The sequence below is a fragment of the Jatrophihabitans sp. sgz311053 genome, from assembly GCF_056135305.1.
In genome coordinates this window covers 889,879-911,161 of the sequence record NZ_JBWAXP010000002.1, presented here as the reverse complement: position 1 = coordinate 911,161, position 21,283 = coordinate 889,879, and the positions used below count along the sequence as shown (strand labels likewise).

Sequence of the window (21,283 nt, the reverse complement as noted above, 5' to 3'; positions counted from 1 at the left end):
GACCGGCGGTGCGGAAGTGGTCGGCCAGCACCGGATCCAGGTTCGCGGTATCACCATCGACCAGCCCCGGCAGCAACCCCCGCTCCTGATCGGGCAGCACCCGCACCGCTTGCCGCAACGCCGAGCGCACGTGACCCGCTACGCGCTGCCACCACGGCGGCCGACCCAGCAGCTGCGGCGGCCCCCGCTCGAACAACGTCACCGCCAAGAAACTCCCGACCCGGTCCGGCTGCATCCTCCCGCTCCCGAAGCCCCGACCCGCTGTCCCGTCCGGTCACGCCCGCCCTCACACCGTCACCAGCGGCTTCAGCCGGGCGAAGATGACGGTGCCGATGCCCGAGACGTCGTCGAGCTGGTCGACGCTGCTGAAGCTGCCGTGCTCCGAGCGATAGTCGAGGATGCGCTGCGCCAGTGCCGGTCCGATGCCCGGCAGCGCGTCGAGCTGCTCCAGCGTCGCGGTGTTCAGATTGACCAGGCCCGCAGGTGACCCGGCGGCGGCCGGGCTCGCCGCCCCGCCGGCCACAGGAATCGGCGCAGCACCCCCGACGGGTCCGGCGGCACCGGGGCGGCCCACCGCCACCTGCTGACCGTCCCCCAACAGCGCGGCAAGATTGAGGGAGCTCAGGTCGACGCGCGGCAGGGCACCACCGGCCGCCGTCAGGGCGTCGTCGACCCGCGATCCCACCGGTAGCCGATAGACGCCGGGGCGGCGAACCTTGCCTGCGACATCCACCACCAGGACCGTGGCCGACGGCGCGGTGGCCGCCGGTGACAGGTTCGCTGACGCGGCCGACCGCGTCGGCGGACCACCGGAACCCCCGGACGGCGACGCAGCGAGCGCGGAGGCGTCGCCGAGCCCCGACGTCGCGTCGACCGGTTGCGCCTGCGGGCGGGAGGCGAAGAGCCAGAGCGCGGCGAGTCCGGCCGCGACCAGGACCACCACCGCCAGCGCCACCACCGACCGACGCCCCGGGTCCAGGCGGATAACTTCCCGACCGCGCCGACCACGGGCCGGCCCGCCACGATCGTCGTCGTCGGCATCGACCGGCGCGCTCGTCCCACCCGCCCACACCCGCTCCGACGCGAGGTTGTCGGCATCATCGAGATCGAGAGTTCCTGCGGCTCGCTCGTGGTGGGTGACCCCGGACCGCTCGTGCGCGGCAGCCACCACCGCGCGTACACGTTCGGCCACCCGCGCGGCCTCACCGCGCAGGGGCGCCTGCCGTCGCCCATCCAGGACCATTCGCCCGACGCTAGGCAGCCATCACGTCACGGTGAGCCGGACAGCATTCGCTGTGGACGACACGCCGCGCTGTGGATGATGCCCGGCGACCTGTCGGTGACCTCGGCTACGGCGGGTCTGACAATTCAGAGCATGGGATTGTCGGATACGCCCTAGTCGGCGCGGCGGCGGAGCACGACGCCGAGCACACCGGGACCGAGATGCGCACCGATCACAGCGCCCAGCTCGGCCACATGGCACTCGCGCACCTGCGGGATCTCGTCGCAGAGCCGATCGGCCAGCGCCTGCGCCCGGTCGGCGGCGGCGAGATGGTGAACTGCCAGCTCGACCGGTCCGACGCCCGCACCCCGGACCGCGAGCTCGGCGAGGCGCGCCACCGCGCGAGACGACGTCCGCACCTTCTCCAGCGGCACGATCTGTCCCTCGACCATCTGCAGCAGCGGCTTCACCGACAGCGACGTGGCCAGCAGCGCCGCCGCCGTGCCGATCCGGCCGCCCCGCCGCAGATGCTCCAGCGTGTCGACATAGAACAGCGTCCGGGTGGCGTCGACCGCCTCGGTGGCCGCCCCCTGGACCGCCGCCGCGCTACCGCCGTCGGCCGCCCGCTCCGCGGCGGCGAGCACGGCGAAGCCGAGCCCCATCGCCGTGGAGCGGGAGTCGACGACGCGGACTACGCCGTGGCCGAAGTCCTGCGCCGCCAGCGTCGCAGACTCCCAGGTCCCCGAGAGCGCGGCGGACAGATGCACCGAGACGACACGGTCCGCCCCGGCGTCGAGCACCGAGCGATACGCCGCCGCGAACTCCGCCGGCGCCGGGCGGGACGTCCCCACCGGGCGCCGGTCCCGCAGGGCGCGGGTGACGTCGGCCGAGGTGACGTCCACCCCGTCGACGGCCGTGCGCGCCCCGAGCGTCACCCGCAGCGGCACCGTGGTGATGCCGAAGCGGTCGAGCAGCGACGGCGACAGGCACGACGTCGAGTCGGTGACGATCGCTACCCGGTCCGACATCGGTCAGACGACGAAGTTGATCAGGCGGCCCGGTACGGCGATGACCCGACGCACCTGCTGCCCCTCGAGCGCCGCGGCGATCTTGTCGTCGGCGCGGGCCGCTGCCTCCATCGCCGCGGCGTCGGCATCGGCCGGCACCGAGATCTTGGAACGCACCTTGCCCTTGATCTGGACCGGGATCTCGATCGTCTCGTCGACCAGCAGCGCCGGATCGGCCACCGGGAACTGCTCCCAGGTCAGCGACTCGCCGTGCCCCAGCCGGGACCACAGCTCCTCGGCGATGTGCGGCGCCAGCGGCGCCAGCATCAGCACCAGCGCCTCGGCGAGCGGTCGAGGCGTGCCACCGTTGGGGTAGGCCTGCGTCACCGCGTTGTTCAGCTCGGTGATGCGGGCGATCGAGGTGTTGAAGCGCAGCGTCTCGTAGCCGTCGCGGACCGCGTCGATCGTCCGGTGCAGCAGGCGGTTCAGCTCGTCGGGCAGTGCCTCGTCCGAGACATGGGCCGCGCCGGAGGCCTCGTCCACCACGACGCGCCAGATTCGCTGCAGCAGCCGGAACGGGCCGACGATGGCCTTGGCGTCCCACGGTCGCGACTGCTCCAGGGGACCGCTGAACATCTCGTACATGCGGAAGGTGTCGGCGCCGTACTCGTCGACGATCTCGTCCGGCGTCACCACGTTCTTCAGCGACTTGCCGATCTTGCCGATCTCCTGCGTCACCGGGGCGCCGTCGTAGACGTAACCTCCCCCGACCTGCTCGACCTCGGCGGCGGGGACGGGGAAGCCGTCGGCGTTGCGGTAGACGTAGCCCTGCAACATGCCCTGGTTGACCAGCCGGTGGAACGGCTCGGACGAGGTCAGATAGCCCAGGTCGAAGAGCACCTTGTGCCAGAACCGGGCGTAGAGCAGGTGCAGCACCGCGTGCTCGACGCCGCCGACGTACAGGTCGACACCGCCCAGCGGCCGGTCGGCATTCGGGCCCATCCAGTAGCGCTCGATGGCGGGGTCGACCAGCTGCTCGCTGTTGGTGGGATCCAGGTAGCGCAGCTCGTACCAGCAGGAGCCGGCCCAGTTGGGCATCGTGTTCGTCTCACGCCGGTACTTCCTCGGCCCGTCGCCCAGGTCCAGCTCGACCTCGACCCAGTCCGTCAACCGGCCCAGCGGCGGCTCCGGTGTGGACTCCACGTCGTCCGGCGCGAACGAGGTGGGCGAGAAGTCGTCGGTCTCGGGCAGGACGACCGGCAGCATCTCCTCCGGCAGCGCGACCGGCATGCCGGTCTCGTCGAAGACGATGGGGAACGGCTCGCCCCAGTACCGCTGCCGGCTGAACAGCCAGTCCCGCAGCCGGTAGGTGACAGCGCCGCGGCCCCGGCCCTCCTGCTCCAGCCACTCGATGATCTTCGCCTTGGCCTCGGCGACGCCCAGCCCGTCCAGCCAGCCGGAATTGATCCGCGGACCGTCGCCGGTGTAGGCACCCTCGTGTCCCTCGGGCGGCTGCACCGTGCGAACGACGGGCAATGCGTAAGCCTGCGCAAAATCCCAGTCGCGCTCGTCCTCGGACGGGACGGCCATGATCGCGCCAGTGCCGTAGCCCATCAGCACGTAGTCCGCCACGAAGACCGGGACCTGAGCGCCATTGACGGGGTTCTGCGCAAAAGCACCGGTGAAGACGCCGGTCTTGGCCTTGTCACCCGCCTGTCGGTCCAACTCGGAGCGACGCGAGGCCGCCAGCCGGTAGCCGTCCACTGCCTCGCGCGGCGAGGCCGCGCCGCCGGTCCACGCCTCGTCGGTGCCGTCGGGCCACGCCTCGGCCACCAGCTCGTCGATCATCGGGTGCTCGGGGGCGACCACCATGTACGTCGCGCCGAAGAGCGTGTCGGGACGGGTGGTGAAGACCTCCAGGTCCCCCGCCGCGGTGGCGAAGCGGACGTGCGCGCCGGTGGAGCGCCCGATCCAGTTGCGCTGCATCGAGCGGACCTTCTCGGGCCAGTCGATGTGGTCCAGGTCGCGCACCAGGCGATCGGCGTAGGCGGTGATGCGCATCATCCACTGCGGCAGCGGACGCCGGAACACCGGGAAGTTGCCGCGCTCGCTGCGCCCGTCGGCGGTGACCTCCTCGTTGGAGAGCACCGTGCCCAGACCGGGCGCCCAGTTGACCATCGACTCGGTCCGATAGGCCAGCCGGTGGTTGTCGATGACCTGGCGTCGCTGCAGCTCGTCCAGCTCGGACCACTCCACCCCGAACGGGTTGGTCCCCTCGTTCGGCCGACGCTCGCCGGCATCCAGTTCGGCGATCAGCTCGGCGACCGGCCGGGCCTTGTCGCGGTCGACGTCGTACCAGGCGTTGAAGATCTTCAGGAAGATCCACTGCGTCCAGCGGTAGTAGTCGGGGTCGATGGTGGCGATCCGGCGTCGCTCGTCGTGACCCAGACCCAGCCGCCGCAGCTGGCGCAGGTAGATCTTCATGTTGTTCTCGGTGGTGACCCGCGGGTGCTGCCCGGTCTCCACCGCGTACTGCTCGGCGGGCAGGCCGAAGGCGTCGAAGCCCATCGTGTGCAGGACGTTGTCGCCGCGCATACGCAGGTAGCGGGCGTAGACATCGGTGCCGACGAAGCCGAGCGGGTGGCCGACGTGCAGCCCCGCCCCGGACGGGTACGGGAACATGTCCATGACGTAGGACTGCGGCCGGATGGCGACGCGGTCGAAGCCGGCGTCCAGCGGACCGGTGGGGTTCGGCGTGTCGAAGGTGCCGTTGTCGGACCACCGCTGCTGCCACGCGACCTCGAGCTCGTTGGCTCGCGCGCCGGTGTAGCGGTGCGCGGGGACGTCGCCGGCGGCTGCGGTCGCGGGACCGGGGGTGGTCATATCCGTTGCTCCTTGATCGACGAGAGGGTGCGTGCCCGAGCAGACGAAGAGCCCCTGCCGATGGGCAGAGGCTCGGCCGCGCTGCGGATCCGGAAGATCGTCAGCGCGGCCCGATAAGGAGCAGGCGACCCGTACTCATGGCCACAGCCTACCGCCCGGCTGTCGCGGGGCTGCCGGGTCGCCGACCGGCAAGACGATCACGCCCCGAGCCTGACGCCACCGGTGTCGTCACGGTGGGCCGGTGGACCCGTCCAGGTGCGCGCCCCGCGCCCGCCGTCCGTCGCCGCCGGACGCGGGGGCACCTGCTGTCAGACTAGGACCGAAACCGCTTTCGGGACGCCGTGACGCGCTGTGCCGTCGGTCACGATGGCGTGAGAACTTCGACCAAGCCCGACAAAGCGGGACCCCGGCCCGGCTGGCGGCCGGAACCGGGGGCTTTGGTCCTGCCTGCGCCGCGACGGTCTGCGGGTCTGCGGGTCCTAGGCGTCGGCGTCGGTCGTCGCTTCGGCGACAACCGGGTGGGACGGCAGCGGGACCACCGCACCGGGCGCACCGAGGTTGTGGCCGCGCACCCGCCACATCGCGTCGTAGGAGTTCTGCGGGTTGCGGACGAGCTCGGTCCAGTGGCAGTTGGACAGCGCCGTCAGCGGGTGCACCCGCTGCTCGATGCCGAGCAGACCGTTGACCGTCGCCATCGCCGTGGCACCGTGCGAGACGACGACCGTGGTCGGCACGTCGGGCAGCTCCGCGATGCCCGCCAGCGACCGCCCCGCCACCTCGTCGCGGGTCTCGCCGCCACGGCGCTGGACGTCCTGCCCGGCGACCCACTCGGCGAACTCCTCGGGGTACTGCCGCTCGACGTCGTCGCGCGTCAGCCCTTCCCACAGGCCCAGCCCACGCTCACGGAAGCGGGCGTCGACGGTGAAGGGCAGACCCGTCACGTGCGAGATGATCTCGGCGGTCTGCCGGGCCCGCTGCAGATCCGAGCTGACCATCAGATCGGGGCTCAGCGCGGCGATGATGTGCGCGACCTCGTAGGCCTGCGCGCGCCCGACCTCGTCCAGCGGCGGGTCGGCCTGACCCTGGAAGCGACCCTCGGCGTTCCACGCGGTGCGGCCATGGCGCAGCAGGATGAGCCGGCGGGCGGTCACGCCAAGTCGGCTTCGGCGCGCTCGGCGCGGTGCGCCGCCTCGGCGGCGTCGGTGAACGGCAGGAAGGGGCAGTCCTTCCAGAGCCGCTCGAGCGCGTAGAAGGTGCGTTCCTCCGAGTGCTGCACGTGGACCACGATGTCGCCGTAGTCGATGAGGACCCAGCGGCCGTCGCGCTGCCCCTCACGCCGGATCGGCTTGTGTCCCGTGGCCCGCAGCTGCTCTTCCACGGCGTCGACGATCGCCTCGACCTGCCGCTCGTTGGAGCCGGTGGCGATGACGAAGACGTCGGTGATGGCGAGACGCTCGCTGACGTCGATGAGCACGAGGTCGGTGGCGAGCTTGTCCGCGGCGGCCTGCGCGGCGCGCTGCGCGAGGTCGATGGCGTCGTCGGTGGCAGTCATTTGCCGCCCAGTCTACGGGCCCCGGTCACGCCGTACTCACCTGTAGAGCCGGTGCTTGTTGATGTACTGGACGACGCCGTCGGGGACCAGGTACCAGACCGGCCGGCCGTCGGCGACGCGTTCCCGGCAGGCGCTGGAGGAGATCGCGAGGGCCGGGACGTCGAGCAGCGTCACCGAGTCGTGCGGCAGGTGCTCGTCCGACAGCGTGTAGCCGGGCCGCGTGACGCCGACGAAGCGGGCCAGCTTGAGCGCCTCCTCGGCGTCCTTCCAGGACAGGATCTGCGACAGCGCATCGGCACCGGTGATGAAGAAGAGCTCGTCGTCGGGGCGCTGGTCGGCGATGTCGCGGATGGTGTCGACGGTGTACGTCGGCCCAGTGCGGTCGATATCGACCCGGCTCACCCAGAACCGCGGATTGGAGGCGGTCGCGATGACGGCCATCAGGTAGCGGTGCTCGGCCGTGCTGACCTGCCGCTCGGACTTCTGCCACGGCTCGCCGGTAGGGACGAAGACGACCTCGTCCAGCGCGTAGAGCGCCGCGACCTCGCTCGCCGCGACGAGGTGGCCGTGGTGGATCGGGTCGAACGTGCCACCCATGATCCCGAGCCGCGCCATGGGCCGGAGCGTACCGCTCAGCCCGCCGCTGCCCCGGCCAACTCGGCCGCCTCGGCCTGCTCGACCTCGGCGTTGAAGTCGCGCTTCACCGCGCGCCAGCCCTCGTCGTCCACGCCGAGGCGCCAGTACCCACTGATCGACAGCTCCGCCAGCGGCACCCCGCGCTCGATGCGCAGATGGCGACGCAGCGTCTTCACCACCCCGGCCTCACCGTGAACGAACCAGTGCCCGGCACCCTCGGGAACCACCATCGAGGTCACCGCCGGCACCAGCCGCGACCCGATCGGATCGGCGCCCCGATGCAGCCAGGTGACGTTCTGCGGGCGGGCCAGCTCGATCTCGTCGCCGGGGCCGTGGACCTCGATGAAGGCCCGGACGGTCACACCCACCGGCACCCGCTCGAGGGCCACCGCGATCGCGGGCAGCGCACTCTCGTCACCGGCGAGCACGTGGAAGTCGGCCGCGGACGAGGGTGAGTACCCGCCACCGGGGCCGAGCAGCAGCGCCTCGTCCCCCGGCCGCGCCGTCGCCGCCCAGGGTCCGGCGAGGCCGGCATCACCGTGCACGACGAAGTCCAGCGTCAGCTCGCGGGTCGCGGCGTCGAAGGCACGAACGGTGTAGGTCCGCATCCGCGGCCGATCACCGGCGGGGTCGGGGAAGCACAGCTTGACGTAGGAGTCGGCGTGGCCGGGATCGAACCCGGCCAGCGAATCGCCGGTCAGCACGACGCGGACCAGCGACTCGCTGAGCCGCTGGGTCCGCGTCACGACCACCTGTAGGGGCGTCCGATCGGGCACCATGAACCTCCGAGTTAGGTTTGCCTAACTCGGGAGCCTACGCCGTCAGGCCCGAAGTGCCACCGCGGTCGGCTCGATGGGCACCGGCAGGGCCGTCTGTCCCACCAGGAACTCGTCGACGTGTGCCGCCGCCGCGCGTCCCTCGGCGATGGCCCAGACGATGAGCGACTGCCCCCGCCCCATGTCGCCAGCGACGAAGACCCCCGGCACGGAGGTCTCGTATTTGGCGTTGCGCACCACATTGCCGCGCTGGTCGAGCTCCACCCCGAGCTGGTCGAGCAGCCCCTCACGCTGCGGGCCGGTGAAGCCCATCGCCAGGAAGACGAGGTCGGCCTCGAGCTCGAACTCGGTCCCCTCGACCTTCTGGAAGCGGCCGTCGGTGAACTCGACCTCGTACGCAGCCAGCCCGGTGACCTTGCCATCGGCCCCGACGAACTTGTCGGTGTTGACGGCGAAGACGCGCTCGCCGCCCTCCTCGTGGGCCGAGCTGACGCGGAACATCAGGGGGTAGGTCGGCCACGGCGTGGAGGTGGCACGCTCCTGCGGCGGCCGGGCCATGATCTCGAACTGGTGCACGCTCTCGGCGCCCTGGCGGTGCGCGGTGCCGAGGCAGTCGGCGCCGGTGTCGCCGCCGCCGATGATGACGACCTTCTTGCCCTTGGCGTCGATGGGCGAGGTCTCCAGATCGCCGAGCTGCACCCGGTTGGCCCACGGCAGGTACTCCATGGCCTGGTGGATGCCCTCGAGGTCGCGGCCCTCGATCGGCAGGTCGCGGGCGATGGTGGCGCCACCGGCCAGGATGACGGCGTCGTAATCGGCGCGGAGCTGCTCGACGGTGACGTCCACACCGACGTTGACGCCGGCCCGGAACTGCGTGCCCTCGGCCTGCATCTGCTCCAGGCGGCGGTCGATGTGCCGCTTCTCCATCTTGAACTCGGGGATGCCGTACCGCAGCAGGCCACCGATGCGGTCGTCGCGTTCGAAGACGGTGACGGCGTGGCCCGCGCGGGTCAGCTGCTGCGCGGCGGCCAGCCCGGCAGGGCCGGAGCCGACGACGGCGACCTTCTGTCCGGTCTGCTCGCGGGGCCGGACCGGCTGCACCCAGTCGTTGGCGAAAGCGTGGTCGATGATCTCGACCTCGACCTGCTTGATCGTGACCGGGTCCTGGCTGATGCCCAACACGCAGGCCGCCTCGCACGGCGCGGGGCAGAGCCGGCCGGTGAACTCCGGAAAGTTGTTGGTGGCGTGCAGCCGATCGATGGCCTTGCGCCAGTCGTCCTTGTAGACGAGGTGGTTCCACTCGGGGATGAGGTTGCCGAGCGGACAGCCGCCGTGACAGAACGCGATGCCGCAGTCCATGCAGCGGCTGGCCTGGTCACGCAGCGCGGCGTCGTCGAAGTCCTCGTAGACCTCGTGCCAGTCGCGGATGCGGACACTGACGGGCCGCCGCTTCGGCAGTTCGCGCGTCCTGTGCTTGAGGAAGCCCTGCGGGTCGCCCACGAGCCACCACCCTTACCAGTCGTCTCGGCTGGTCTGACAGCACTGTCGACCCGAACCCCGACATCCTAGATGTTCTGCTCCCCCTACGATGTCGGGCGTGCAGCAGACCATGCGGCGGAGGGGCGCGAAGGCGGCAAGCCGGGCGCGCAGGTCCCTGCTGGGACTGTTGATGAAGCTGCCCGGTGACAACACCGACCCCTCCTCACTGATCAAGCGATTCCCCGACGAGGCGCTGTTGCCGCTGCGTCGCCGGGGGGTCGACCCCGTTCCCGAGCTCGAGGCGCTGCGCGAACGCGACCCCGTCAGCCGGCTGAAGATGCCCCTGGGACTGCGCGGCTGGCTCCTCACCGGCCTCGCCGAGTCCCGCGAGGTGCTGGCCGCGCCGGTCGATACCTTCAGCAATGACTTCGGTCACATGATCGGCAAGGTGGGCATCGCGGCCGAGGATGACCCCGGCGGCCTCGGCTTCGCCGATCCGCCCGCCCACACCCGGCTGCGCAAGCTGCTGCAGCCGCACTTCACGACGCGGGCGCTGGCCCAGCAGGCACCTCGGATCCGCGAGATCGTCGACGCCGCGGTCGCCGAGGTCCGTGCCGCCGGCGCGGACGGGGCCGTGGTCGACCTGCAGCGTCACTTCGCGTTGCAGATCCCGTCCCGCGTGATCATGGAGCTGCTCGGCATCCGCGAGGACGCCCGCAGCGAGTTCCACCGGTTGAGCACGGTGCGCTTCAACTTCTCCGACGGGGCGACCTCATCGTTCGAGACGATCACCGAGTCGATCCGGCTGCTGCGCGAGATCGTCGCCGAGCAGCGGCGCTCCCCGGGCCCGGGACTCATCGGCTCGATCCTCACCGAGTTCGGCGACGAGATCGACGACGTGGAGCTGGCCGGCCTCGCCGACGGCGTGCTGGTCGGCGGCCTCGAGACCACGGTGAGCATGCTGTCGCTCGGCGCGGTGGTGCTGCTGCAGCATCGTGCGGCGTGGGAGTCGCTGCGCGACAGCGACGAGCACGTCGACACCTGCGTCGAGGATCTGCTGCGGCACCTGAGCGTCGTGCAGGTGGGTTTCCCGCGCTTCGCGGTCCGCGATGTCACCGTCGCGGGCAAGGATCTCTTCGCCGGCGATGTCGTCATCCCGTCCCTGGCTGCGGCCAACCGCGATCGCGCACTCGGCGCCGGGGTGGGCGTCGACGGTTTCGACCACACCCGGCCCGCCACCGGTCACCTGGCCTTCGGCTATGGCCTGCATCGCTGCGTGGGGGCGGAGCTGGCGCGACTGGAGCTGCGCCTGGCCTATCCCGCCCTGGTCCGGGCCTTCCCGCAGATGCGGCTGGCGGTGGCGCCGACGGAGCTGAAGTATCGCGAGCTGTCGATCGTGCACGGCCTCGACGAGCTGCCGGTGCGCCTGTCCTAATCGATCTTCGGGACCTTCGGGGCCCCGGTCGGCGACCTTTGCCGAACTTTCATTGCACACAATGCATCTAGTGTCAGGGGTGCGTCGGCGGTTCCAAACCACGGGCCCGTCGGCGCGGCCCAGTCGCCGCTCCCCCCAATCGGCGATCGGGCGGTCGGACCGTGGCCGTGGCTGCGTGGGATGCTGTCCCGCCGCGCCGCGCGCGGTAGTCCGACCCCGCGGTCGCACGCCCCGGCGTATCACCCCACCCGTACGCCGGTGGCCACCGCGGGGTCGGCTCCGGTGCCCGATGACCCGGTCGCCGGTGACCCGGAGGGCCGAAACTGTCCGAGCCGCGGTCCACAATGGCGGCGTGCCCGCAGTCTCCGCCGCCGCGTCCGTCGCCGAGGAGCTCGCCATGCTCCAGCGGTTGCGCGACCTCGCGCTGGCGCTGCTGCGTGCCGACGCCGCGCTCGCCGTCGACGAGCCTGCGAACGGTGCCGACCACGTCACCCCCGACCACGACATCCCCGACCACGTCACCCCCGACCACGACATCCCCGACGACGACACCCCCGGCGACGACACAGCGGAGGCACTCCGCCAGCGGACCGCCGCCTGTTACGAGGCGTACGTCGCCACCTTCGGCCCGCTGAACCGCGCCGAACTGCGGGAGCGACGCGGCGGCCGCCGGGACCCGGAGACCGGCGAGCCGGAGCTCGTCCTGCGGCGCCCGGACCTCGGTGGTTTCCGCGACGACGCGCACTACCTCACCGTCATGGCGCTGGAGGTCTACGACCCCGGCACCGGCCGAGCCGAGCCGGCGCCGATCCTGCGACACCGGGTGCACGGGCGCATGCCCTCGCCGCGAGTGGCGAACGTCCACGAGGCGCTGCTGGCCTGCGGTGAGACGATCGACCTGGAGCGCATCGCGGAGCTCGTCGGCCTGCCCGACGCCGCGGCGGCCGAGCGGGAGCTGGGCGATGCCCTCTTCCGGGACCCGGCGGCCGACGGAGCCCCCGTCACCGCACACCGGTACCTCTCCGGCGACCTGCGCGCGCGCCTCGCCGAGGCCCGGGCGGCCGCCGCCGACGAGCCGCGCTACGAGCGCAATGTCCGGGTGCTCACCGAAGCCCTGCCCGACGATGTCGGTCCGGTGGAGATCTCCGTGTCGCTGGGTGCGCCGTGGGTGGCCGCGAGCGACATCGAGCACTTCGTCCGCGACGTGCTCGGCGGCAGCGTCAAGGTCTGGCACCTGCCGTCGGCGGCGATGTGGAAGGTCGTGCCCACCGGCCGGGTACCGGTGACGCGCTACCGTACGGCCCGGCTCGGTCCCTACGACCTGCTCTCGGCCGGCCTCAACCGACGCTCCCCCGTCGTCTTCGACACCGTCGAGGTGCCGGGGCGTCGGCTGCGGGTGCGCAACGTCGAGGACAGCCTCGCCGGGCACGAGATGCTCGCGGCACTGCAGGACCGCTTCCGCACCTGGCTCTGGGAGGACGAGGAACGCACGCTGCGGCTCTGCCGCGAGTACAACCGCATGCTCAACAGCAGCGCGCTCCCGCGGCGAGACGGGTCGAGGCTCACCTTCCCCGGCCTCGCCGACGGCGTCGACCTCTGGCCCTGGCAGCGCGACATCGTGGCGCAGATCGTCTCCTCCCCGGCGACCCTCTGCGCCCACGCCGTCGGTGCCGGCAAGACGCGGGCGATGGTCTGCGCGGCGGTGACGGCGCGGCGGCTGGGTCGTGCCGCGAAGCCGATGATCGCGGTGCCTACCCATTTGTTGGAACAGACGGCGCGCGAGGCCGTGCAGGCCTATCCACGGGGTCGATTCCTCGTCGGCGGCCGACCCGAGACGGCCACGACGGCGGCGCTGGCGGCGCGTTGCGCCACCGGCGACTGGGATGCCGTGATCGTCTCGCACGGGACGCTGTCGGCTCTGCCGGTGGACCCCGCTGTGGAGGCGGGTGCGCTCGAGGCCGACGTGGCGGCGTTGCGGCGGCAGACCGAGGCGGGCAAGGGCGGCCGGTGGGGCCGCCGCGTGCTGCAGCGGCAGGCCGCCACCCTCGCCGAACGGGCGGCGAAGCTGCGGACGGCGCCGCGGCCACCGGTCACCTTCGACGACCTGGGCGTCGACCTGCTGCTCGTGGACGAGGCGCACTACTTCAAGCGGTTGCCCGTAGTCTCGCGGATGGCCGGCGTCTCGCTGGGGTCCTCCCAACGGGCGGCTGATCTCATGCTCAAGGCGCGGCTGCTGCGGTCGCGCCGCGGTGAGTACCCGTCGCTTGCCCTCTTCACGGGGACGCCGTGGTCCAATACCGTCGCCGAGACTTTCGTGTGGCAGAGCTTCGTGCAACCCGACGTCCTCGCCGCGGCGGGGATCGAGCACTTCGACGCCTGGGCGGCAGTCTTCGTCGAGTACGAGACGCACGTCGAGGTGACACCCGACTCCTCCGGGATCCGGTTGACGCAGCGGCCCTCGCGCATCGCGAACGTCCCGGAGCTGCGACGCATGCTGGCCCGGTCGGCCGACGTGCTCCGGCAGGAGGATCTCGACCTGGAGCGACCCCGGCACCGCGAGCGGACCGTCGTCTGCGAGCCGGGGCCGGGTCAGCGCGACTACATCGGCAGCCTCGGCGCCCGTGTCGACAAGATCGGCCGGGAACGGGTCCGCGGCGGTTCGCTGCGGCCGGGCGACGACAACATGCTCGCCGTCTGCGGCGACGGCCGACGCGCCGCGCTGGATCCGCGCCTGGTCGGCGTGGCGGAGGATTCGCCGAAGGTGGCAGCCGTGGCCGACGAGGTGGCCCGGCTGCACCACCGCCACGCCGGTGACCGGTTCGAGGGCAGTGACGCCCCCGGCGTGCTGCAGGTGATCTTCTGCGACCAGGGCACCCCCGGCGCCGAGGGGCCGCAGACCTACGGCCGGCTGCGCCGCGCGCTGGCCGAGCGTGGCGTGCCGGCCGAGCGGGTGCGCTGGGTCCACGACGCCCGCACCTCGGCCGAACGAGCCGCCCTCTTCCAGGCGTGCCGCGACGGCGCCGTCGCCGTGCTCATCGGCTCGACCGACAAGCTCGGGGTCGGTACCAACATCCAGACCCGGCTGCGCGCGATCCATCATGCCGACGCGCCGTGGCGGCCCTCGGACATCGAGCAGCGCGAGGGACGGGCGCTGCGTCCGGGCAACCGCTGCGGCGAGGTCGAGATCGTCCGCTACGTCACTCGGCGCACCTTCGACGCCTACATGTGGCAGACGCTGCAGCGCAAAGCCGCCTTCATCGAGCAGCTGCGCCGTACCGATCCCGGCCACGGCGAGCGAACCGTCGCCGATCTGGGCGACGCCGTCCTCGACTATGCCGAGGTGAAGGCACTGGCCACAGGCAACGAGCTGCTGCTGGAGCAGGCCGAGCTCCAGGCCACCGTCGCCCGGTTGCAGATCCTGCGGTCGCTCGCCGCGCAACAGGTCACCGCCGCGCGGCAGCAGCTCGCGGCTGCCGACCAGGACCGGTACCGCCTCGTCCAGCAGGAGCGGATGCTGCAGGCCGCCCACCTCCGTCTCGCCCCACCGACCGCGGACCCGGTGCCGGAGCTGGTCGCGACATTCTTGGACCGGTTGTCCGAACCGGCGGCCGCCCTCGCCGATCCGGCACCGGTCCGGGCGCGCTGGCGTGGTCTCGGGATCGAGCTGATCCCGGCCGGAGGATGGCGCGCCGCGACGGATCAGGCGCAGCTGCGCTGGACGCTCGACCACCGCCGGGTGGACGCCGACGTGCTGCCGCTGGCACTGTTGCGCCGCAGCCGTGCCGCCGCCGTCACCACCGTCCGCACCCGGCTGGCCCGGTGGTCCGATCGTCTCGACGAGCGGATCGCCGAGGTCGGCCGCGCCGCCGGCGAGGCCTACGACACGGCCGAACAGGCACGCCGCCTCATCGACGAGCACCGCTTCGAGCGCCAGGACGAGCTCACCGAGGCCGAGGCCCGGCTCGCCCGCATCACCACCGCCCTCGAGGCCTCCGCCGGCGGCGGACGTCCCAGCGCGGCCTGACCGACGCCACGGAACCCGGCCGGTCAGGTCGTCCGCAACCGCCGCGTACGCCGGACCTCGCGAATGGCGAGCAGCAGCGCGAGCGCGGCCATGACGACGGTGACGAGCAAGGCGGTGGAGTAGGCGTCGCCGTAGTGACGGGCCCGGTCGGCCGCGCCCGTGGGCGAGACGCCGTCGAGCTGGCCGTAGAAGACGGCAGTCAGGCTCGCCGCGCCGACGGCGGCGCCGATGCGCTGCGCCGTCTGCAGCATGCCGCCCGCGGTCGATCCGCCGGCGACGTTGACCTCGGCCAGGGACAGCGACTGGTTGGGCGTGATCACGCCGCCGCCGCCGAGGCCGGCGAGGAAGAGAGAGGGTGCCATCGCCAACGCGACCTCGCCGTTGCTCACGTGCCCCGCGGTGAGGCGTGCGACGACCAGCGTCGCCACGATGCCGAGCAGGAAGAGCGACAGCGCGACGACGAGCACCCCGCGGCCACGGCTGGCGACGAACCGGCCCGCCACTGGGGCACCGATGGCGAGTCCCGCCGCGAAGGCCGACGCGGTGAGCCCTGACTGCAGGGCGGAGAAGCCGAGGCCGTCCTGCAGGAAGAGCGAGAGCACCAGCGCCGTACCGGTGAAGCCGGCGAAGTACAGCAGCGCCAGACCCAACCCGTCGGAGTACGACCGCACGCGGAACAGCGCCGTGTCGATGAGCGGATAACCGTGCCGGCGCGCCGGGCCTCGCTCCCACCACAAGAAACCCGCGAGGACGGCCAGCGCCGGGAGGATGAGCACCAGGCGGGTGGCATCACGGTCGGCGTCGTATTCGACGACGGGGTAGAGGACGCCGGCCAGGCCGAGGGCGAGCAGCCCCGCACCGGGAAGGTCGAGACGCCGCGGCTGCGTCGCCCGGCGGTCGCGAGGCAGCAGCCGCCACGCCAGCACGAAGGCCAGGGTGCCGACGGGGACGTTGATGAGGAAGGTCAGTCGCCAGCCGTACTCCTCCCCGCCGAGGGCGATGATCAGCCCGCCCAGGACCGGTCCCAGCGCCTGCGCCAGACCGACGTTGAGGCCGAGCAGCCCGAAGGCCCGGGGGCGCTCCGGGACCGGGAACATCTGCTGCACGAGCCCGGAGACCTGCGGGTTCACCAGACCACCGGAGAGTCCCTGCAGCACGCGTGCGGCCAGCAGCACGCCGGGGACGGGCGCGAGGCCGGCGAAGAGGCTGGTGACGACGAACCCGCCGATGCCGATGAGCAGCATGGTGCGCCGGCCGCGGTCGTCACCCAACCGGCCCGCGATGATGGGGACGATGCCGAAGCCGAGTGCGTAGCCGGAGACCACCCACTGCAGCTCCGCGGCATCCGCGCCGAGCGAGGAGCCGATCGTCGGCAACGCGACGTTGACGATGGTGGCGTCCAGCAGCGTCATGAACAGCGCCGACAGGCAGACGGCCAGCACGAACCACCGGCGCGGATCGGGTGTCGCCGTGGCCGTCTGCGGGACGGTCTCGGCGGCGCTCACTCCATCCAGTGTGCTCCTGCCCGACTGCTCAGTCGCCGACGGCGTCGATGCCCCGCTGGACGAGCAGCGCGTCCGGGCGTCCGACGACGTCGTCGTTGCGTCCCTCGTAGTCGAACTGGCAGAGGAAGGCGCGCATCGCGCTGAGCCGGGCCCGCTTCTTGTCGTTGGACTTCACCGTCGTCCACGGCGCGATGTCGGTGTCGGTGCGCCGGAACATCTCCTCCTTCGCGGTGGTGTACGCGTCCCACTTGTCCAGCGACTGCAGGTCGATGGGTGAGAGCTTCCACTGCCGGACGGGATCGACCTGCCGGATGATGAAGCGGGTGCGCTGCTCGGAGCGGGTCACCGAGAACCAGAACTTGGTGAGGTGGACGCCGCTTTCGACGAGCATCCGCTCGAATTCCGGCGCCTGCCGCATGAACAGCTCGTAGTCGGCGTCCGAGGCGAAGCCCATCACCCGTTCGACACCGGCGCGGTTGTACCAGCTCCGGTCGAAGAGCACCGTCTCGCCCGCGGTGGGGAGGTGGGCCACGTAGCGCTGGAAGAACCACTGCGCCTGCTCGCGCTCGGTCGGCTTGGCCAATGCGACGACACGGGCGTAGCGGGGGTTCAGGTGCTCCATGAAGCGCTTGATCGTCCCGCCCTTGCCGGCGGCGTCCCGCCCCTCGAAGAGGATGACGTGCTTGCGGCCGGTCTCGGTGGCCCACGTCTGGAACTTCAACAGCTCGATCTGCAGCAGGTACTTCTGCTCGTCGTAGACGTCTCGGGCGATGCGCTCGTCGTAGGGGTAGTTCTCCCGCCAGGTGTCCACCGGGACGCCGCGGGCATCCAGCAGCACGGGATCGTCGTCGTGGTCTCCGGTGATGCTGTGACCGCTGATCTCGAGCCGGTCCAGGTACTCGGCGACCCGCGCCGCCACGTCGTTGCGCACGCGCGCGACGCTAGGGACCCCTGGTGAACGGACGGTGGCCGGCCGCCGAACGGCTACAGGGCGCTGCCGGCCTGCCATTCCTGCCACGGCACGGACCACTGGCCACCCTGGTCGAAGGTGATCGTCGGCCCGCCGGTCTTGACCATCGTCACGACGTCCCCGACCCGGGTGTGCTCGAAGAACCACTTCGCGTGCTTGTGCACCAGGTTCAGGCAGCCGTGCGAGACATTCTGGTGCCCCTGCGCCCAGGCGGTGTCGTTCTTCTCGTGCAGGTAGATCCCGTCGGTGCTGACCTTGGTCGAGTACGGGACCTTGAGCTTGTCGTAGAAGTTGGGCGAGCCCTTCTCCACCCCGAAGCTCGACGAGCTCATGATCGCCGGGTTCTCGTGGTTGATGACGGTGTAGTTGCCCTTCATCGTCCAGTAGTTGATCGAGGAGTTGCCGGGCTCGTAGCCGCCCTTGCCCATCGAGGTCGGCATCGTCCGCACGAGCTTGTCGTCGAAGTAGACCTTGACGTCGTGGGTCTTGCCGCTGGCGATCGAGATGCGCTTCTGACCGATGGTGAAGGCGGCGGAGCGGTCGTCCTGCCCGTAGAGACCGTCGCCGAGCTTCTTGCCGTAGGCGGCGGCGGTCACCGACACCTTCGTCCCCGCGGGGTAGTAGGTCTTCGGCCGCCAGAAGGCGTTCTGGCCGTCGCGCCAGTACCAGCTGCCCGTGACCGACGGCGTGGTCTTGACGGTGAGCGCCCGCTGCGCCGCCTTCTTGTTCACGACCTCGTCGAAGTGGACCCGCACCAGCATGCCGACGCCGTAGGTGTTGCCCGTGCCGATGGCCGTGCCGTAGGCGTCGGTGATGCTCGGCATGGTGAAGTTGTCCGGCTGCACGGTCGCGATGGACGACTTCCGGGTGACCGCGACGCCGTCGGCGTTCGTGCCGGTGGCGGTCAACCGGTAGGTGCGGCCGTAGCCCAGTGGCTCGGCGGTACGCCAGGACTTCCGGTCGGCGGCCAGCGCGCCCTTGACGACCTTGCCGGCCGGGTTGAGCAGCGAGACGGTGGTGAGGCTGCCGTGGGCGATGGCGACGGTGACGGGCTCGCTCGGGCTGATCGGCTTCTCCGCCGAGGCCGAGGTGGTGATGACGGCGGCCGGCGCGGCCGGGTTCGACGACGTGGCGGCGCCGCTGCTCGACGCGCTGCTCCCGCCGGTCGCGGAGGCCGTCGACGGCGTCGACGACCCGTCGTCGGTGGCGGTGCACGAGGCGAGTAGCGTCGCCGCCACCATCGTCACCGACGCCCCGCCGAGGCGCCGGCTGCGACGGTCACCCCGGCGGGTGACCACCCTCAGCCGGGCGAGCATTGCCGTTCCGCGCACCTGTCGTCCTCCACACCGTCGCGTTGCCTACACGTTCCCACGCCCTCTGAAGGAAAGACGCCCAACCGGCAGCTTCAGTTGCCAGTCCACAGGATTCGTGATTCAGGCGTTACCCGTGCGGGGCAGATCTCTGCCGTCGGATCGCCGTTTGCGAAGACGTCATTTCGCGCGGCGCGCTCCACCAGGGCCCGCTCCAGTGCCTGCACCGCCGTGGAGCGGTGACGCGAGCGACGCCCCTGCAGCACCAGGACCACCTCGGTGTCACGCGCGACCAGCGGCCGATGGGTGAGCAGGCCGGCCCGCACCAGCGGATCACCGACGATGCTGAAGTCGGGCAGGACGGTCACGCCCAGCCCCTCGGCCACCATCGTCTTGCCCATCTCGGCCCCGTCGGCGTAGTAGGCGACGGCGGGCGCCGCGTCGCCGAAGAGACCGTGGACGAACCGGTGCATGACGTAACCCGGTCGCATGAAGACGAACGGCTCGACGAGCACGTCGGCGGCGCTCACCTCGGCGCGGGCGGCGAGCGGGGCGTCGGCCCGGCAGCAGACGACGGCGTGCCCGCGGCGCAGCTCGGCCTGCACCAGGCCGGGCTCCGCGGCGGCTCCCGCCACCTCGCCGGCGAGCAGGTTCACCAGGCCCAGGTCCAGGCTGCCGTCCAGCAGGCCCTGCCGGATCTCGTCCTGCTGGCAAGTGCGGACCTCGACCTGCGCGTCGGGGTGCTGCTGGTGCAGGTCCCGGATCGCCGGGGCCACGATCGCCACCGTTGCGGCATGGACCGTGCCGATCCGCACCGTCCGCACCGACCGCTCGTGATCGCCGGCAGCCGCCTTCAACCGGTCGACGGCCGCCAGCACCTCCCCCACCAGCGGCAGCAGCTCCCGTCCGGCGTCGCTGATCTTGGCACCGGATCGCCGCCGTTCCAGCAGCGTGACGCCGAGCTCGCGTTCGAGATTGCGCACGGACTCCGACAGCGCGGGCTGCGAGAGGTGCAGCTCCTCACCGGCCCGCCGCATGGAGCCGTGACGGATCACGGCGTCGAGGTACAGCAGCTGCTCGATGCGCATGTCGGTCGACGGTCCTCTCCTGATGCTGCTGACAGGCTGTGCCTAGAGGGCGGTCGCCAAGACCACATTGACGGGATGCGGCCCGGCTCGGCACTGTAGGTAATCTCCACAGAGATAGTAGAGAATGCCGTCGAGCCGAGGAGCACCGCACCGCCATGCCCCAGCGCACCCCGACCAGCGTCGACGAACTGAAGTTCGCGTACTGGGTCCCCAATGTCAGCGGCGGACTGGTCGTCAGCACCATCGAGCAGCGCACCGACTGGGGCTACGAGTACAACAAGACCCTGGCGCAGCTCGCCGAGAACAACGGCTTCGAGTACGCACTCAGCCAGGTCCGCTACATGGCCTCCTACGGCGCGGCCTACCAGCACGAGTCGACCGGCTTCAGCCTCGCGCTGCTGCTGGCCACCGAACGGCTGAAGGTCATCGCCGCCGTCCACCCCGGCCTCTGGCAGCCCGGTGTCCTGGCCAAGTTCATCGCAACCGCCGACCAGATCTCCGGGGGACGCGCCGCGATCAACGTCGTCAGCGGCTGGTTCAAGGACGAGTTCACCAAGCTCGGCGAACCGTGGCTCGAGCACGACGAGCGCTACCGCCGCAGCGAGGAGTTCATCCGCTACGTCCGCGAGATCTGGACCAGCGAGCACGCCGAGTTTAGTGGTGACTTCTACCGACTGCACGACTTCGACCTCAAGCCCAAGCCGGCCGAGGTCGCCGGTCGGCCGCACCCGGAGATCTTCCAGGGCGGCAACTCCACGGCGGCCCGGCAGATGGCCGGCCGCGTCTCGGACTGGTACTTCAGCAACGGCAAGGACTTCGACGGCATCAGCGAGCAGATCGCCGACGTCCGGTCCGAGGCCGCCAAGCACGACCGCACCGTCCGCTTCGGCCTCAACGGCTTCATGATCGCCCGCGACACCGAGGCCGAGGCGAAGGAGACGCTGCGCGAGATCGTGGCCAAGGCCGACCGCGAGGCCGTGGAAGGCTTCGGCTCGGCCGTGACGCAGGCCGGCAAGTCCACCGGCGACAAGACCGGCATGTGGCAGGACAGCACCTTCGAGGATCTCGTCCAGTACAACGACGGCTTCCGCACCAAGCTCATCGGCACGCCCGAACAGATCGCCGAACGCCTCTTCGCCTACAAGCAGCGCGGCGTCGACCTCAGCCTCGTGGGCTTCCTGCACTACCACGAGGAGGTGCAGTACTTCGGCTCCCGCGTGCTGCCGCTGGTGCGCGAGCTGGAGGCCGAGGCGCTGCGCCGCGGCGACGTCACCGACCTGGCCTCGTGACCGAGGTCCCCATGTTCACCCGTCGTCGGCACGTCGACCTGCTGCGGGTCGGCAGCGCGCTCTGTCGCTGAGCGCGCTGCCCACACCCATTCACCAGCAGAGGAGAC

16 protein-coding genes are annotated in these 21,283 nt (G+C 71.3%); 4 read left to right on the top strand and 12 right to left on the bottom strand.

Annotated elements, in window-relative coordinates:
* Nucleotides 1-286: 286 nt before the first annotated feature.
* From AC0NZQ_RS13210 to AC0NZQ_RS13175, 8 genes are all read right to left on the bottom strand, one after another.
* Nucleotides 287-1,243 (bottom strand): ComEA family DNA-binding protein, encoded by a 957-nt coding sequence (locus tag AC0NZQ_RS13210; protein WP_474530311.1) that lies wholly within the window; start codon nt 1,241-1,243, stop codon nt 287-289.
* A 152-nt stretch (nt 1,244-1,395) separates the two neighbouring features.
* Complete coding sequence (locus tag AC0NZQ_RS13205) at nt 1,396-2,250, bottom strand: DegV family protein (RefSeq protein WP_474530307.1); 855 nt, start codon at nt 2,248-2,250, stop codon at nt 1,396-1,398.
* A 3-nt stretch (nt 2,251-2,253) separates the two neighbouring features.
* Complete coding sequence (leuS, locus tag AC0NZQ_RS13200; protein ID WP_474530306.1) at nt 2,254-5,112, bottom strand: leucine--tRNA ligase; 2,859 nt, start codon at nt 5,110-5,112, stop codon at nt 2,254-2,256.
* Nucleotides 5,113-5,591: 479 nt separating this feature from the next.
* A complete protein-coding gene (locus AC0NZQ_RS13195; protein WP_474530304.1) occupies nt 5,592-6,263 on the bottom strand; it encodes a histidine phosphatase family protein in 672 nt (223 codons plus the stop codon).
* Nucleotides 6,260-6,664, bottom strand: coding sequence for a ribosome silencing factor (gene rsfS / locus AC0NZQ_RS13190; RefSeq protein ID WP_474530303.1), 405 nt, complete (start codon nt 6,662-6,664; stop codon nt 6,260-6,262). The genes AC0NZQ_RS13195 and rsfS overlap by 4 nt, the downstream gene beginning before the upstream one ends.
* A gap of 36 nt (nt 6,665-6,700) precedes the next feature.
* On the bottom strand, nt 6,701-7,279 hold the full coding sequence (nadD, locus tag AC0NZQ_RS13185) for a nicotinate-nucleotide adenylyltransferase (protein ID WP_474530302.1): 579 nt from the start codon (nt 7,277-7,279) through the stop codon (nt 6,701-6,703).
* A gap of 17 nt (nt 7,280-7,296) precedes the next feature.
* Complete coding sequence (locus tag AC0NZQ_RS13180) at nt 7,297-8,079, bottom strand: siderophore-interacting protein (protein ID WP_474530301.1); 783 nt, start codon at nt 8,077-8,079, stop codon at nt 7,297-7,299.
* Between the two features lie 42 nt (nt 8,080-8,121).
* A complete protein-coding gene (locus AC0NZQ_RS13175; RefSeq protein WP_474530300.1) occupies nt 8,122-9,576 on the bottom strand; it encodes a glutamate synthase subunit beta in 1,455 nt (484 codons plus the stop codon).
* Nucleotides 9,577-9,664: 88 nt separating this feature from the next.
* On the opposite strand from AC0NZQ_RS13175, the gene AC0NZQ_RS13170 reads away from it, so the two are divergent.
* Both AC0NZQ_RS13170 and AC0NZQ_RS13165 read left to right on the top strand, forming a co-directional pair.
* Complete coding sequence (locus tag AC0NZQ_RS13170; RefSeq protein WP_474530299.1) at nt 9,665-10,990, top strand: cytochrome P450; 1,326 nt, start codon at nt 9,665-9,667, stop codon at nt 10,988-10,990.
* A 352-nt stretch (nt 10,991-11,342) separates the two neighbouring features.
* Entirely contained in the window at nt 11,343-15,014 is a 3,672-nt protein-coding gene (locus tag AC0NZQ_RS13165; protein WP_474530298.1) for a helicase-related protein, read from the top strand.
* Nucleotides 15,015-15,037: 23 nt separating this feature from the next.
* On the opposite strand, the gene AC0NZQ_RS13160 is transcribed toward AC0NZQ_RS13165, so the two are convergent.
* The 4 genes from AC0NZQ_RS13160 to AC0NZQ_RS13145 form a co-directional block, all read right to left on the bottom strand.
* A complete protein-coding gene (locus AC0NZQ_RS13160) occupies nt 15,038-16,519 on the bottom strand; it encodes an MFS transporter (RefSeq protein ID WP_474530297.1) in 1,482 nt (493 codons plus the stop codon).
* A 28-nt stretch (nt 16,520-16,547) separates the two neighbouring features.
* The gene (gene ppk2, locus AC0NZQ_RS13155; RefSeq protein ID WP_474530296.1) at nt 16,548-17,450 is read right to left on the bottom strand and encodes a polyphosphate kinase 2; all 903 of its coding nucleotides are present in this window, start codon (nt 17,448-17,450) and stop codon (nt 16,548-16,550) included.
* A 53-nt stretch (nt 17,451-17,503) separates the two neighbouring features.
* A complete protein-coding gene (locus AC0NZQ_RS13150) occupies nt 17,504-18,820 on the bottom strand; it encodes a L,D-transpeptidase (protein WP_474530295.1) in 1,317 nt (438 codons plus the stop codon).
* A 74-nt stretch (nt 18,821-18,894) separates the two neighbouring features.
* Nucleotides 18,895-19,887: a LysR family transcriptional regulator gene (locus AC0NZQ_RS13145; RefSeq protein ID WP_474530294.1), complete on the bottom strand. Its 993-nt coding sequence runs from the start codon at nt 19,885-19,887 to the stop codon at nt 18,895-18,897.
* Between the two features lie 155 nt (nt 19,888-20,042).
* Here AC0NZQ_RS13145 and sfnG point away from each other — a divergent pair, with 155 nt between their 5' ends.
* Both sfnG and AC0NZQ_RS13135 read left to right on the top strand, forming a co-directional pair.
* Nucleotides 20,043-21,176, top strand: coding sequence for a dimethylsulfone monooxygenase SfnG (gene sfnG, locus AC0NZQ_RS13140; protein WP_474530293.1), 1,134 nt, complete (start codon nt 20,043-20,045; stop codon nt 21,174-21,176).
* Nucleotides 21,173-21,247: a putative leader peptide gene (locus tag AC0NZQ_RS13135; protein ID WP_474531392.1), complete on the top strand. Its 75-nt coding sequence runs from the start codon at nt 21,173-21,175 to the stop codon at nt 21,245-21,247. Before sfnG ends, AC0NZQ_RS13135 begins: the two co-directional genes overlap by 4 nt.
* Nucleotides 21,248-21,283: the final 36 nt, after the last annotated feature.

Excerpts from the sequence above, each read along its gene's own strand:
- AC0NZQ_RS13210 (WP_474530311.1), bottom strand. The coding sequence starts at position 1,243 with ATGGTCCTGGATGGGCGACGGCAGGCGCCCCTGCGCGGTGAGGCCGCG.
- AC0NZQ_RS13205 (WP_474530307.1), bottom strand. The coding sequence starts at position 2,250 with ATGTCGGACCGGGTAGCGATCGTCACCGACTCGACGTCGTGCCTGTCG.
- leuS (WP_474530306.1), bottom strand. The coding sequence starts at position 5,112 with ATGACCACCCCCGGTCCCGCGACCGCAGCCGCCGGCGACGTCCCCGCG.
- rsfS (WP_474530303.1), bottom strand. The coding sequence starts at position 6,664 with ATGACTGCCACCGACGACGCCATCGACCTCGCGCAGCGCGCCGCGCAG.
- nadD (WP_474530302.1), bottom strand. The coding sequence starts at position 7,279 with ATGGCGCGGCTCGGGATCATGGGTGGCACGTTCGACCCGATCCACCAC.
- AC0NZQ_RS13180 (WP_474530301.1), bottom strand. The coding sequence starts at position 8,079 with ATGGTGCCCGATCGGACGCCCCTACAGGTGGTCGTGACGCGGACCCAG.
- AC0NZQ_RS13170 (WP_474530299.1), top strand. The coding sequence starts at position 9,665 with ATGTCGGGCGTGCAGCAGACCATGCGGCGGAGGGGCGCGAAGGCGGCA.
- AC0NZQ_RS13145 (WP_474530294.1), bottom strand. The coding sequence starts at position 19,887 with ATGCGCATCGAGCAGCTGCTGTACCTCGACGCCGTGATCCGTCACGGC.
- sfnG (WP_474530293.1), top strand. The coding sequence starts at position 20,043 with ATGCCCCAGCGCACCCCGACCAGCGTCGACGAACTGAAGTTCGCGTAC.